Genomic DNA, 14,074 nt, shown 5'->3' with positions numbered 1-14,074 from the left:
CTGTGAGCGCGTGATGTCCGACATATTGCATATCGAGGTCCTCAATGGACCCAACACGAACCTGTATGGTCTCGACCCCGAAGGCCCCTATGGCCGGCTGACCCTCGCCGACATCGAGGCGCGCTGCCGCCACAAGGCCGAACTGCTCGGGGCCACGGTCCGCTTCAACCAGTCCAGTTCCGAAAGCATGCTCATCGACTGGATTCACGAGGCGCGCGGCAAGGCCGATGGCATCGTCATCAACGGTGGCAGCCTGTCTTACACCTCCATCGGACTCATGGACGCCATGGCGAGCTTCGGAGGCCCGAGCTTCCAGGTCCATGTCAGCAATGTCTTCAAGCGGGAGGCGATCCGCCATCACTCCTTCATTTCCCAAGCCGTCACCGGGTGCCTGATCGGACTTGGCCCGGCCGGCTACGAAATCGCCATTGAAGCGATCGTGCAGAAATTGCGCGGTCACTGACGCCAGCCAAGGGATGGCTGCATCAGGAATACCGAACCAAGAGATATTTAAGCTCTATTTTCAAAAAGATGCCTTCTGCGCCAATATTTACCCATCGAACAAGGCAATGAAAACTTCGAGAGACACCCAAAATGTCGACCCTCCAAGCATCGCTTAGTACAAGTCGTGAGTTCAAGGCTGTCGGCCAGGAGTTTCCGACGGTCGATCGCGGGGCATTCGTTGGCGCAATGAGCGGCGCTGTAACCGGCGTCAATGTCATCACCACGGACGGTCCTGCCGGCACATTTGGCGTGACCGTCAGTGCGATGGCGTCAGTGTCGGCTGACCCGCCAATGCTGCTTGTCTGCGTCAACCGTCGCAGTCCGGCATGCGCGGCCATCAAGGAAAACGGCGTATTCTGCGTCAATCTCCTGGCGGTTCACCAGGGTGACATTTCCGACGTCTTTGCCGGGCATCCGCGCGAAGGCGAGGCATTCGATTTCCGCTGCGCCGAATGGCAGCCGACCGTCACGGGATCGGCGCGCCTTCCGGATGCCGCAAGCACCTTCGACTGCGTTGTCGATAGCGGCCACGACGTTGGAACCCATACGATTTTTGTCGGCCGTGTGGTGGATGTAACCGCCACCGAAAGCGCCCCCCTGGCGCATTGCCGACGCGCATATTGCCATCCGTCCACCTTGCCGCTGAACAGCTAGCGGTCGGCCGGAAGCAAGAAAGTACCCAAGAGAAAGGCGTATCAATGATCAGAACCGGTAATCAATATCGGGATTCGATCCGGGATGGCCGGCGGGTTTGGATCAATGGTGAGCGTGTCAAAGACGTCACGTCGCACCCGATGTTCAAGCCTATCGTCGATATCCGGGCTCGCATCTACGATATGGCGCATGACCCGAAGCACAGCTCGGTCATGTCCTACGAAGAAGGCGGCGAGCGTTTCGCGGTCGGCCTGAAGCTGCCGTACACGCAGCAGGATTGGCACGACAAGCGCCGCTCCACAGATACCGTCCTTGATGAGGCACGGGGAATTGTCACCCGCGTCGGCGACGAGACCGTCGGTGAAATGTGGTCGCTGTTCGACGGCCGCGAAATGCTCAACGATGTAGATCCGCGCTTTGCGGTCAACATCGAGCGCCATATCAACACGGTTCTGAGGAACGACCCGTTCCACGTCTCGGCCAATACCGATCCCAAGGGCGACCGCTCGAAGCGCCCGCAAGATCAGGACCCCGACATGCTTCTGCATGTGGTCAAGGAGACGGACGCCGGCATCATTGTCCGCGGCGCGAAATACGAGACGGCCGCGGCCTATGCCAACCAGGCATTCACCAAGCCGACGATTGCGAACTGGGGCGACGAAAAGCTGTCGGACTATGCGGTCGGCTTCGTTTGCGACTTCTCCTCGCCGAATCTTCGCTTCATTGCCCGCACCGGCTTTGCCGGACGCGCGCCGGCCGAGGACTATCCTCTGTCCAACCGCGTCGACGAGGTCGATACGCTGGTCATCTACGACAACGTGCTGATCCCGTGGGAAAATGTGCTGTTCTACCAGTACACGAAAGCGGCGCAGTTCATCCGCTCGACATTGCATCGCTATTCGGCGTTCGCTTTTGTCCAGCGCAACCAGAAGCTTGCCGACCTGATGATCGGTGCGGCGTTGTGGAACGTGCGCCAGACCGGCCTTGAAAAGCAGCAGGCGGTTCAGGAAAAGCTCGCCACGCTGGCCTGCTACCGCGAGGGTATCAATGCACACCTGACGGCGGCAATTGCCACTGCCGAGCGTAGCCCTGCAGGGTTGCTTATGCCGAACCAGTCGTTGCTGATGGCTGGCCGCGTGCTCGCCTGCTCGCAACTCCACCACATGATGCACATCGCCCGCGAGCTTTGCGGCGGTCAGATCTGCATCACGCCGGACTACGCCAGCTTCCGCGATCCTGAAGCCGGACAATGGCTCGAGAAGTTCTACACGCTAAACGACAACTGGTATGCCGAGGATCGGCGCAAGCTTCTCGCCTTCGCACGCGATTTGCTGAATTCCGACTATGCCGGTCATCGCCTGACCTTCCAGCTCTTCGCGCAGGCCCCACCCTTCGCGCACCTGGCGGCCGTCTACAATAACTTCGACTGGAAGGAGCCACTGCGCTTCACCAAGGAAGCGGCCGGATTGTCGGACCGCGTCTACGGTCCGCAGAGCTTTGCGGCGGCGGCGAAGTAGCACCGTTTCAACTCGCTTCGCGCCAGCCGGTCCCCCCGGTTGGCGCAGGCGTCCCCCGATATTGTGAAAGAACCTCAATCATGATCCATCAGCGCCTGCGTCCGTTCAATACCCGCGTCACCTATCCAGAACAGAAGCTCGACAACGATCTTTCGCAGGGCGTCGTCGCCCGCGGCACCACGGTCTTCCTTCGTGGCCAGGTTTCCCAGGACCTCGACACGCGTGAATGCCTGCATGTCGGCGATCCAGGCGCGCAAACAGCCAAGACGATGCAAAACATCAAGATGCTGCTTGAGGAAGCGGGCAGCGAGATGGCGCACATCTGCCGCATCGTCGTCTATGTCACCGACATCCGCTATCGCGAAGCGGTCTACCAGGAAATGGGCAAGTGGCTGAAGGGCGTGTTCCCTTGCTCCACCGGCATCGTTGTCCCAGCACTCGCCCGGCCAGAATGGGTCGTTGAAATCGAGGTGACCGCAGTCATCCCCGACGCCGCCTGATCGGAGGTTGAACAGTTGACCTTCTCGATTTCGGCGCGCTGCGCAAAGACCGGAATGTTCGGCATTGCGGTTTCGTCGTCCAGCCCGTGCGTCGCCGCGCGCTGCGCCCATGCTCGGGCAGGCGTCGGTGTGGTGGCGACCCAGAACATCACCGACCCCACTCTCGGGCCACTTGGTCTCGATTTGATGGCTTCCGGGCTTAGTGCCACAGACGCGATGGAGCGCATCAAATCGCAAGCCAGTCACCTTGAGTATCGCCAGCTTGCGCTGGTCGATGGCAATGGCGGCGGTGCTGCTTTTTCCGGGCGCAACACGCTCGGCACGCATCGGACCGTGATCGAGCCCAACGTCGTGGCCGCCGGCAATCTGCTGTCGAACGCGGCGGTGCCCGAAAAAATGGTCGAAGCGTTCCTGATGGCCGAGGGCGGGTCGCTCGGCAGCCGCCTGATCAAGGCCATGCGGGCAGCACTGGCGGCCGGGGGTGAAGAAGGCCCGGTCCATTCGGTTGGCATGCTGCTGGTGCGTGAGGTTGCCTGGCCAGTTGCCGACCTGCGCGTGGATTGGCATGAAACCGATCCCATCGGTGAGCTCTCCAGGTTGTGGGAGCTGTGGGAGCCGCAACTTGACGCTTACGTGTCGCGCGGGATCAACCCGTCGGTCGCGCCGTCTTATGGAGTTCCGGGAGATCTGTAAGGCGCCAATGACGCCTTGACAGCAAAATTCGCAGCCGCCATCGTCCGCGATGGTTCCTTACGCAATCGTCCGACCGACGCCGCGAGGAATACCTAGCTTGAATACTAACCTAGCTCAGGGCCTCGTGAACGATCTCGATTTGCGTACCTTTTCAATGCGATTTACGTTGCGGCAACTCGCCTACTTCGTGGCTGCGGGCGAGGTGGGCGGGGTTACCCTTGCGTCGGAACGCATCAATGTCTCACAGCCTTCGATCTCGGCTGCGATTTCGCAGCTGGAGGCCGAGTTCGGCCTCCAGCTCTTCGTCCGCCATCATGCGCAGGGATTGTCCCTGACGCCGGCCGGTCAACGTCTGTTGCACGCGGCCAAGGCGCTTCTGCAGCAGGCGGAGGACCTTCACGGCATTGCCGACGAAGTGGCCAAATCGGTTTCTGGCCCGCTGCAGGTCGGTTCGTTCCGTACCCTGGCACCGATGCTCATTCCCGAGTTGTGCAAGGGGTTTCTTGCGCAATACCCCGCCGTGAAGCTGCAAGTCAGCGAAGACGACGAGGCAGCGCTGATCGCCAAGCTGCGACGTGCCGAGATCAACCTGGCGCTGACCTATGCGATCCATTTGACCGACGACATCGCCTTCGAGCCCCTGGCCGAATTGCCCACCTATATTCTGCTGCCGGCCGATGATCCGCTTGCCAACGAAAAATCGATCGAGCTGTCCGTGCTGGCGGAGAAGCCTTTCATCCTGTTGGACATGCCGCTGAGCAAGGAATACTTCCTCAATCTGTTCGTGACGCATGGCATTACCCCGAACATAACCGCGCGATCGGTTTCTCCCGAAACGGTTCGCAGTTTCGTGGCATGCGGCTTTGGCTATTCGCTCATGACGGCGCGTCCCATGAACATGGCAGCCGTCAACGGAAAGCAGCTCGCCTACGTGCCACTGGCGGGAGACCATCCCCCGATGGTGCTCGGCATTGCCACGCTCAAGGGCTTGCGCAAGACGCGAGCCACCGAGAGATTCGAAGAGCATTGCCGCGAGCTGATGACCACGGTCAATCTGCCGGGGATGGCGCCGATGCGCTGAGGCGCTATGCGGCCAGGTCGTCGGCCAGCCTGCGAAGCATCGACATGCACTGGGTCATCTGATCGAGGCTGATGAATTCGTCCGGCTGGTGGGCCTGGCGAATGTCGCCGGGTCCGCAAACGACTGTCGGGATGCCAAGCCGTTCGTGAAACAGCCCGCCCTCGGTGCCGAAGGCTATTTTCCCGAGCTTGCCGCCATTGGTGTGTTTCTGGATTTCCCGAACCACCGCGGCGTCAGGCTGCGTGTCCAGGCCAGGATAGGCGTTGACGATTTCAAGCGCGACACCGGTATCGCGAAAGCGCGACTGCGCATGGCTTGTCAGTTCCATGGCGCGCTCGGCCAAGCGGTCGAGCAGCGGCTGCGCATTGTCGGTTGGAATGTTGCGGATCTCGAAGTCGACGCTGCAATGGTTGGGCACGATGTTGAGCGCGGTTCCGCCGTTGATCATGCCGACGTGAACCGTCGTGAAAGGCACCGTGAAGTCCGGGTCGCGTGCGCCACTTGCGAGCAGTTCGTCCTGCAGCGCGCGCAGCGTACCCACCATGTCGGTGGCAAGATGAATGGCGTTCAGCCCTTCCGGTGCATGGCTGGAGTGGCACTCGCGCCCGGTGCAGTTGATCCGGCCCGCGACCTTGCCCTTGTGGGCGACCACGGTCTGCATGCTGGTCGGTTCACCGATCACACACATCGAAGGGCGATAGGATCTGTTGGCCAGAAGGTCGATCAGCCGGCGCACGCCGACGCAGCCGATTTCCTCGTCATAGCTGAAGGCGAGATGCAGCGGACGGCTGAAGCTGCGGGCCGCATACTCCTCGAACAGCACCAACACGCAGGCGATGAAACCCTTCATGTCGGCTGTTCCGCGGCCGTAAAGAAGCTCGCCCCGCTGGGCCATCCGGAACGGATCGCTGCTCCACGCCTGGCCTTCCGTAGGCACGACATCGGTATGGCCCGACAAAAGCACGCCTGCAACCTCGGCCGGTCCGAGCGTCGCATAGATGTTGGCTTTGGTCCCTTCCTGATTGTGCACGATGTCGGCCGCGATGCCGAGCCTGGCCAGGAAGTCCCTGACGAAGTGGATCAGGTCGAGATTGGAGGCTCGGCTGATGGTCGGGAAGGCGATAAGCCGATCAAGTATTTCCGTGGCGCGCTGAATGGACATTGATCCCGAGCTATGGCTCGTTGAAGTTGGCCCTAGCTAACCGACCAGCCCGCATCGGCGCCATTTGGTTTTTCCGAAGCAGAAGATCGTAAAGTCCACCGGTCGGGGGCTGCGGGCGGCATCTGATCGTATTCGCCGTTCTTCAGCTTAGTCTTTTGCGAATGGCAGTCTCGCGGAAGCCCCCTTAGCCTCATTCCAGCACCTCAAATATCGCTTCGGGGTGCGGCGAGGGGCGGGAAATGGAAATTCGGTTTCGACGTGAACATGACAGCCTTGGGCATGTAGATGTGCCTTGCGATGCCTTGTGGGGGCCTCAAACGGAACGCGCACGCGCAAATTTCCGCATCTCCGGCATGACACTCAGCCGCTTTCCGCATGTCATCGTGGCGCTCGCCATGACCAAGCAGGCTGCGGCTCGTGCGAATGCCCGTCTTGGCTTTCTGTCACAGCAAAAGTGCGACGCAATCGAAAGCGCCTGCGATGAGGTCATTGCCGGCCGCCATTTCGATGCCTTTCCGCTCGATCCCATTCAGGGCGGTGCTGGCACGTCGGTGAACATGAATGCCAACGAGGTCATCGCCAATCTTGCCAATGAGAAGCTTGGTGGTGCGCGCGGCGCCAACGAGCCGGTTCACGCCAATGACGACGTCAACCGTTCACAATCAACCAACGATGCCTATCCGACCGCTGTGCGCCTGTCGCTGCTTCTGGCTCATGGCGACCTCGAACGGGCGCTACGCTCGCTGGTCGGCTCGTTCGAGGAGCGGTCAGCCGCTTTCGCAAAGGTTGCCAAGCTGGGACGCACCCAGCTGCAAGACGCAGTGCCGATGACGCTCGGTCAGGAGTTCTCGGCGTTCGCCACGGCGTTGAATGAGGATGTCGCCCGGCTCCGCGAGATGCTGCCGCTTGTGGCGGAGGTAAACCTCGGCGGTACGGCCATTGGCACCGGCCTGAACGCGCCCAGGGGGTATTCCGAGATCGCGCTGGGCGAGCTTTCGGCAATCAGTGGTCACAAGCTGACGCCGGCCGCCAATCTGGTCGAAGCCAGCTGGGACATGGGCGCCTTCGTCCTGTTCTCCGCCATGCTGAAGCGGCTGGCGACAAAGCTCTCCAAGATTTCGAACGACCTGCGCCTGCTGTCGAGCGGTCCTCGCGGCGGCCTTGGCGAAATTCGGTTGCCGGCAGTCCAGCCCGGCTCGTCGATCATGCCGGGCAAGGTCAATCCCGTCATTCCGGAAGTCGTCAATCAGGTCTGCTTCCAGATCATCGGCAACGACATCGCCGTCACCATGGCGTCTGAGGCTGGCCAGCTTCAGCTCAACGCAATGGAGCCGCTCATAACGTTCAACCTACATTTCTCCATGCAAATGCTCGAGGCCGCGATCCGCACGCTGGACGAGCAGTGTGTGCGGGGCATCGAAGCCGACAGCGCGCGCTGCTGGACGCATCTCGAAGCGAGCGTAGGTTCGGTTACTGCCCTGGTGCCGCTGATCGGCTATCGCCGCAGCGCCGAATTGGCCAACGACGCGCTTCGGCTCGATAGAAAGGTGGCCGAGCTTGCGGTGGAGCGCGGTCTGGTGAGCAGCGAACAGGCAGCCTCGATGCTTGACCCGATGAGCCTGGCTTTTCCAGCGTGATTGGCCCTTTGGCGTGCCGTTGATCAGTTTATCCGATGCCGGGGCCCGATATTCACGAATGTACTGAAGCCAATAGCCTTGTCACAACTGCACGGCAGGAAATCGCAGGATGTGATCGTCAAGCGCCAGGATGGTGAGGCTGTCGATCCCTGCACCTAAATCAACAACAGCAGGGATTTGCAGTGACAGTTTTGCCGAAGACGATGAAAGCGGTAGTGGCGTCCCATCCCGGCGGTCCGGAGGTTCTGACGCTGGTCGAACGGCCGCTGCCTCAGCCGGGGGCGGGCGAAGTCCTGGTCCGCGTCGAGGCCGCCGGCGTCAACAGGCCAGACATCATGCAGCGCCGCGGCGCGATTCCTGTGCCGGCGGGTGTCACCGACGTTCTCGGCCTGGAAATCTCCGGTGAGATCGTTGCCGTGGGTCCCGGCGTCGCGCCGTCGATGGTGGGGACATCGGTTGCAGCACTGGTATCCGGCGGAGGCTACGCCGAATATTGCCTCGCCCAGGCGGGGCACTGCCTGCCGCTTCCAGCGGGCCTGGACCACGTCGCCAGCGCGGCCCTACCTGAGGCGGCCTTCACGGTCTGGCACAATCTTTTCGAACGCGGCGGAGTCGCTCCGGGCGACACGGTGCTCATCCACGGTGGTGCCAGCGGCATTGGAAGCTTGGCCATTCAGCTTGCGCGCGCTGCGGGAGCAACCGTCCTGGCCACTGCCGGTGGTCCGGAAAAGACGCATTTCGTGCGCGAATTGGGGGCCGACGTAGCCATAGATTATCGCAGCGAGGATTTTGTCGAGATCGGCCGAAGCATGACCGGTGGCCGCGGCGTGGATGTCGTGCTGGACATTGTTGGCGGCAGCTACATAAAGCGCAACCTCGCGGTTCTGGCGCCCGGTGGCCGTCATGTCAGTATTGCCTTCATGGAAGGCGCTGTCGTGGAGGTCGACTTGACCGCCATCATGATGAAGGGCCTCACTTTGACGTCCTCTACAATGAGACCCAAATCCGTAGACGAGAAGAGCCGGCTGGCGCGAGCGGTTGAGCGGCATGTCTGGCCGCTGGTCGCGAAGGGGAAGGTGGCACCGCCCATCTTCAGGACCTACCTGCTACATGAGGCCGCCCAGGCGCATCGCCTGTTGGACGAAAACGCGAACATGGGCAAGATCGTGCTCAGATGCGGCTAGTGGTTTGCAGCCCTTGATGTCAGGGCGCGGACGATTGCGCGCGTCCAGACGATACGGCTTGTCGCTTTCCTCGACAGTGTCCGTGAGCCCGCCGCGGCCGGCATGAAGGCGCACAATGACTACCTCCGCGCCGGCATCAGCGACGATGCGGCGCAGGACGTTCGAGTCGTAGGTCGGCGCCGATGGGCGGTCATTCGGGTGAAGCTAGGGAGCAGATAGCTTTAGGAAAAATATTCGATTATAGCGTTGGCAATGAGTTACCGGATCGAATCCTTGGTCACGGAACAGCTGTTCGGCCCGGCCATGCGGGCGACCGAGGCGCTGGTCCGGCTCGACGAGCGCATCGCCCGCTCGCCGGTGGCCAAGGGCTTTGTCGAGCGCAGCCATTTTGCCGATGCGGCCTCGTCGCTTTGGCTCGATGGCGAGCTGGTCCATGTCGAGGACCTCGTGCTGCACGATGCGCATATGGATTTGCGCGCACCGACGCACGAACTCACGCGTGCCCATGAAATCCTGCGCCTCAGGCGCCAGATCCTCAGCAACAGGCCGGACTGGGCGCTCGGCCGCGAGGGTTTTGCCGTGCTGTGCGGGCGCGGCGCCGCGCCGGTCGTGCCGAAACCGCAAGGGCAGGTGGCAACACACGAAGGCGGCGATGCGGAGGAGGACGACGATGGCGACGATCGCCTGAGTGCCGAACTGGCCGCGCTCGATGCCGCGCTCGGCCGTGCGCAGGCCGTTCTCGACCAGGCGCTCGCCACTCCGCAGGCGTCGAACGACGACACCTCTCGTCGCAGCACGACCGCGGATGAGAAGAACCCTCTGATCTACGATGCCGATTGGGATGAGCCGGCGCGGCTTGCCGAGTGGCAGGCGGCGCTCGCCGCAAGCGAGGGCCTGCCGGCGCTTGTACGCGCCGCCATCGCCTACGATGCGTGGACGGCGATCGCGCCGCTGCAGCATGCGCCGTGGCTAGGGCGCCTGCTGGTTGCGGCGCTGCTGCGCCAGTCGGCGACGACGACTGCGCATCTTGTGGCGCTGCATGTCGGTGCACGGACGATTGCGCGCGAGCGGCGGTTTGCGCGCGACCGGACGACGCGGCTGGTGGCGTTCCTCGATGGGGTCCACGAGACCGCCGCGGCCGGCATGAAGGAGCATGACCGGTTGGTGCTCGCCAAGGCGCAGATGGACCGGCGGCTCAAGGGCCGGCGCTCGACGTCGCGTCTGCCCGAGGTGATCGCGCTGGTGCTGTCGCGGCCGCTGGTCAGCAGCGGCATGATCGAGAAGGAACTCGGCGTGACCACCGCCGGCGCGCTCAACCTGATCGGCGAGCTCGAGCTGCGCGAGATCACCGGCCGGGGCCGGTACAGGGCCTGGGGCGTGATTTAGCTGCGGCTGGTTCTGCGTCCTCAACCTCTCAAAGAGATGAAGACGAGCCGCAGCACCCCTTATTCTAGCTCCTGCTTTCGGCCGTGCCCGATGATCCTGAAAGCCGGTTCTCGGATGCCTCTTCGGGGCTCGATCCGGCAGATGCCGATACAGTGCACCGCGCCATCGAAGGAAGCGCAGCGCGAGGTGCTTAGGACCGGTGACAATCGCCTCGCGTTGGCGAGTTCAGGGTCCCCCACCTCAAGGCTGGCGAGCGCGCAGCTTTTCATAGCGCTTGATCAGGCGGTCGCGCTTCAGTCGGGAAAGGCGCTGGAGCCAGAAGGTGCCGTCGAGCTGGTCGATCTCGTGCTGATGACAGACGGCCAGCAGGCCATCCGCCTCTTCCGTTTTTTCGTTTCCGTCCAGATCCTGGTAGCTGATTTTGACGCTGGCATGGCGTTCGACCTGCTCGACGACGCCCGGCATCGAAACGCTACCTTCCTGATGCTGAATTTTGTCGGGTGAAGCCCAGGTGATCCTGGGATTGACGTAGACACGCACGCCGTTGCCCGGCGCAAGCTCGAGCACGACCACTCGCAGCGGGATGCCGATGTGCGGCGCGGTGATGCCGATGCCCGGCGCCGCGCGCATCGTGTCGAGCAAGTTATCCGCGAGCCCGCGCAGGTTCTCGTCGAAGACGGTCACCGGTGCTGCCACCGATTTCAGCAGCTGATCCGGGAATTTCACGATCGGTCGGATCGCCACCTTGTCGTTCTCCCTGGCACTTGGGGGACAGTCAGTCGGGATCTGTCGCCACCGCTGTCCCGGATCGCCGGTGCATGACCTAGCCGCTTTGGGTGAAGCTTGCCATGTCTAAAGTGTGGCTGGAGCCCCGGCGAGGCCGGCGCGATCGCTGACCTGCGATTTGAAATGGCTGCGACGGGCGTCGTCGGCCCTGAACTTCTTCCTAGCCGACAGCGGACCGAGTCATGCCGAAAGTTCATGACGTAAACCGCCGCGCTTTGAATTCTGACCTTGACAGAATTCTTAAAAGTTCCGTATATCGAAATACAAATCCCTATATAAGGAATTTATTGATGAAGGCGATCCTGTTTCACGAGGCTATCTGTCCGGCGGGGACAAGCTGGGACCAACGCTTGGGCGAGATCAGCGACGAGGTGGTTCTCGCGGAGGAGAACGGCTTCCACGCCTATGCCCAATCCGAGCATCATTTCGCCAAGGGTGAAGCGATCATTTCAGCGCCGGAGGTCTGCCTGGCTTACGTCGCGGCGCGCACGAGCAAGATCAAGCTGCGCATTTCCTCCGTCAATTTTCTGCCATTCAACCACCCTCTGCGTGTCGTGGAGCAGGCGGCCACGCTCGATATCCTGTCGGGCGGACGCTTCGAACTTGGCGGCGCTAGGTCGAACAATCCGTACACGCTCGAGGCTTTCCGCATCGACCCGTCCCGCACGCGTGAATACCGCGATGAGTTCCTGAACATCATCGGAAAAGCGCTGACGGAGGAATGGTTTGAGTACAAATCGGATCTGTACGACATTCCCAAGCGGCGGATTTCGCCGTGGACGCCCTCGCGCCGTCCCATTCCCGTCCACCTCTCGGCAACGAGCTCCGAGTCCCATGAGCAGGCAGGTGCTGCCGGCTGTGGCGTGATGTCAGGTCTCGGCATCCTGGGCTGGGACTATGTCCGCAACTGTCTGGAGGCTTATGAGCGCGGGATGGCGAAGGCGGAGCCGGTGGTGGGTTCCATCACGTCGCGTTTCGCGACCTTCTCCGTCGGCACAAGTTGCCACGAGGATTCCAAGCGTGCCCGCGAATTGACGCGCAAGAACACGATCGACTTCTTCAAGGTGATCATCGGCTGGATGACCAAGCTCGGTCAGACCGCCGAGGGTTACGAGTATATGAGCCGCATTCAGGAGGTTAAGGAGAATGCGGAAAACATCGACTTCCTGATCGAGACGTCGCCCTACATCATGGCCGGCAGCCCGGACGAGATCCTGAAGACGGCCCGCAGGCTCTACGATATGGGCGTCGACGATCTTATCTGGCGCGTTGATGGAATGGGCCACGAAACCAACAAGGCGACCATCGAGGCGCTCGGCAAGCACGTCATTCCCGTCATGGAGACCTGGCCGGATCGTCGCCCAGAACAACGCTTCGGAGCTGCGCTCTGATGAATCGGTTCGCCGTGGCAGGTCCTTCGCAGCATCTGACGCAGAACTGGAACGTCACCAAGCCGTCTGCGTCTGGCTCGAATGGCGTCGTCGTCTCCCAATCCCGGGAGGCGAGCCTCGCTGGTTGCGCCATGCTCGAGATGGGCGGAAGCGCTGCCGACGCCGTGGTTGCCGCCGCGCTCGTTCTGGCGGTCGTGGAGCCATGGAACAGCGGGCTCGGCGGTATCGGCTATGCAGTGATACGAGAACCCGACGATGCCGCCTGGTCGCTCGACTTTGGGCCGGTGACCCCGGCCGCGGTGGAAATCGCCGACTACCCCCTGAGTGGGGGCTCGTCTCCGGAGATTTTCGGCTGGCCAAAAGTCGAGGGCGACCGGAATGTCCACGGTCCACTGAGCTTTTGCGTGCCGAAGGCCGTTGCCGGCCTGGGACGGCTTCATGATCGCTTCGGACGTCTGCCTTGGGCGGATGTCGTCGCTCCAGCCGTCGCCTGCGCCAAAAGGGGCATGCCGAAGGATTGGTTCTCGACGGTCAAGATCGCCCAGATGGGACACCTGTTGCGGCAGTACGAGGAGGCCGCACGGATCTATCTTCCGAACGGCTTGCCACCTGTCGGTGCTGAAAAGGGCAACCCGTCGTTTCTCCCGCAAGGCGCTCTTGCCAGCACCCTGGAGATGCTTGCGCGAGACGGGTGGCGCAGCTTCTACGAGGGGGAACTGGCCTCTCTTTTAGTTGACGATCTGGCAGCCGTGGGATCACGGATGTCGTCCGCGGATCTGCAGGCGGCCGACGCTTCGTTTGACGCTGCCGAACACATGGACTGGGGAGGCCATCACCTCTTCCTGCCATCCTCCGATTGCGGCGGCGGCATGTTGCGTGAGGTTCTACCGGAATTGACGGTTCCCTCGGCCCGGAATGCCGAATGGTTTTCCGATCTGGCTGGTGTCCTCACGCAGGCTTCACGCCGGCGGATCGAGGGGATCAAGGCGGAAAACGAGCGTCAAACCTGCACGACGCACCTGAACGCGTGCGATTCAGACGGGCTGACGATCGCCTTCACGACTTCCTTGCTCGGTTTGATGGGCAGCGCAGTTGTCCTGCCCAAGACTGGCATCCTCATGAACAACGGCATGATGTGGTTCGATCCGGTACCTGGTAAACCGAATTCGATCGGTGCTGGCGTTCGCCCCCAATCGAACATGTTGCCAGTGATCTGTCGAACCGCCGCGGGCGACATTCTCAGCCTCGGTGCCTCGGGTGGGCGGCGAATTCTGCCGGCCGTGCTGAGCCACCTGGCGGATCTCGCGGTTTTCTCCCTTACCCCGGAGGAAGCGGCGCACCTTCCGCGGATCGACGTTTCCGCGACCGAACAGATTGTCGTCGACCGACGCATTGCCGAAGATGTCAAACGAAGGCTTGCGGAGGTCAACAACGTCACGGTTTGCGAACACGCCGCGGCGCCGCTCAATTTCGGATGCCCGTCCGTCCTGAAGATCACAAATCATGTCGCGACAGGCCAGCCGGATGTAATGACGCCCTGGAGCGCGGCATGCGCTGCAAGAGACATGAACTGAACACA

Annotated in this window: 13 protein-coding genes; 11 read left to right on the top strand and 2 right to left on the bottom strand. The window is 61.9% G+C overall.

Annotated features, from left to right (window positions below; genetic code table 11):
* Positions 1-13 precede the first annotated feature (13 nt).
* The 6 genes from O1Y97_RS24805 (at position 14) to O1Y97_RS24780 (ending at position 4,949) form a co-directional block, all read left to right on the top strand.
* On the top strand, positions 14-463 hold the full coding sequence (locus O1Y97_RS24805; protein WP_183263837.1) for a type II 3-dehydroquinate dehydratase: 450 nt from the start codon (positions 14-16) through the stop codon (positions 461-463).
* 131 nt (positions 464-594) lie between these two features.
* Positions 595-1,158 (top strand): flavin reductase family protein, encoded by a 564-nt coding sequence (locus tag O1Y97_RS24800; protein ID WP_159091741.1) that lies wholly within the window; start codon positions 595-597, stop codon positions 1,156-1,158.
* A 44-nt stretch (positions 1,159-1,202) separates the two neighbouring features.
* Positions 1,203-2,675 carry a 4-hydroxyphenylacetate 3-hydroxylase family protein gene (locus O1Y97_RS24795; protein ID WP_108610120.1) on the top strand — a complete coding sequence of 491 codons (1,473 nt, stop codon included), beginning with the start codon at positions 1,203-1,205 and terminating at the stop codon, positions 2,673-2,675.
* Between the two features lie 80 nt (positions 2,676-2,755).
* Positions 2,756-3,175: a RidA family protein gene (locus O1Y97_RS24790; protein ID WP_055973758.1), complete on the top strand. Its 420-nt coding sequence runs from the start codon at positions 2,756-2,758 to the stop codon at positions 3,173-3,175.
* A 15-nt stretch (positions 3,176-3,190) separates the two neighbouring features.
* A complete protein-coding gene (locus O1Y97_RS24785) occupies positions 3,191-3,868 on the top strand; it encodes a DUF1028 domain-containing protein (protein ID WP_268738226.1) in 678 nt (225 codons plus the stop codon).
* A 124-nt stretch (positions 3,869-3,992) separates the two neighbouring features.
* Positions 3,993-4,949, top strand: a complete 957-nt coding sequence (locus O1Y97_RS24780) for a LysR family transcriptional regulator (RefSeq protein WP_268738225.1) — start codon at positions 3,993-3,995, stop codon at positions 4,947-4,949.
* Positions 4,950-4,953: 4 nt separating this feature from the next.
* Here O1Y97_RS24780 and argE read toward each other — a convergent pair whose 3' ends face one another.
* Positions 4,954-6,111 carry an acetylornithine deacetylase gene (argE, locus tag O1Y97_RS24775; protein WP_268738224.1) on the bottom strand — a complete coding sequence of 386 codons (1,158 nt, stop codon included), beginning with the start codon at positions 6,109-6,111 and terminating at the stop codon, positions 4,954-4,956.
* Positions 6,112-6,350: 239 nt separating this feature from the next.
* Between argE and O1Y97_RS24770 the strand changes: the two genes are divergently transcribed.
* The 3 genes from O1Y97_RS24770 to O1Y97_RS24760 all read left to right on the top strand — a co-directional run bounded on the left by O1Y97_RS24770 (position 6,351) and on the right by O1Y97_RS24760 (position 10,318).
* Positions 6,351-7,748: an aspartate ammonia-lyase gene (locus O1Y97_RS24770; protein WP_268738223.1), complete on the top strand. Its 1,398-nt coding sequence runs from the start codon at positions 6,351-6,353 to the stop codon at positions 7,746-7,748.
* Between the two features lie 203 nt (positions 7,749-7,951).
* Positions 7,952-8,932 carry an NAD(P)H-quinone oxidoreductase gene (locus O1Y97_RS24765; RefSeq protein ID WP_268738222.1) on the top strand — a complete coding sequence of 327 codons (981 nt, stop codon included), beginning with the start codon at positions 7,952-7,954 and terminating at the stop codon, positions 8,930-8,932.
* Between the two features lie 252 nt (positions 8,933-9,184).
* Positions 9,185-10,318 (top strand): RHE_PE00001 family protein, encoded by a 1,134-nt coding sequence (locus O1Y97_RS24760; RefSeq protein ID WP_268738221.1) that lies wholly within the window; start codon positions 9,185-9,187, stop codon positions 10,316-10,318.
* Between the two features lie 240 nt (positions 10,319-10,558).
* On the opposite strand, the gene O1Y97_RS24755 is transcribed toward O1Y97_RS24760, so the two are convergent.
* On the bottom strand, positions 10,559-11,062 hold the full coding sequence (locus O1Y97_RS24755; protein ID WP_183263833.1) for a peptide deformylase: 504 nt from the start codon (positions 11,060-11,062) through the stop codon (positions 10,559-10,561).
* A 332-nt stretch (positions 11,063-11,394) separates the two neighbouring features.
* On the opposite strand from O1Y97_RS24755, the gene O1Y97_RS24750 reads away from it, so the two are divergent.
* Together O1Y97_RS24750 and O1Y97_RS24745 are read left to right on the top strand one after the other, a co-directional pair.
* Complete coding sequence (locus O1Y97_RS24750; RefSeq protein ID WP_268738220.1) at positions 11,395-12,495, top strand: LLM class flavin-dependent oxidoreductase; 1,101 nt, start codon at positions 11,395-11,397, stop codon at positions 12,493-12,495.
* Positions 12,495-14,069, top strand: coding sequence for a gamma-glutamyltransferase (locus O1Y97_RS24745; protein WP_268738219.1), 1,575 nt, complete (start codon positions 12,495-12,497; stop codon positions 14,067-14,069). Before O1Y97_RS24750 ends, O1Y97_RS24745 begins: the two co-directional genes overlap by 1 nt.
* Positions 14,070-14,074: the final 5 nt, after the last annotated feature.

Origin of the sequence: Aminobacter niigataensis, assembly GCF_946995915.1 — a bacterium.
GTDB lineage: Bacteria > Pseudomonadota > Alphaproteobacteria > Rhizobiales > Rhizobiaceae > Aminobacter > Aminobacter niigataensis.
The sequence above is the reverse complement of the archived record's forward strand: the minus strand, read 5'-3'. Positions and strand labels throughout refer to the sequence as shown.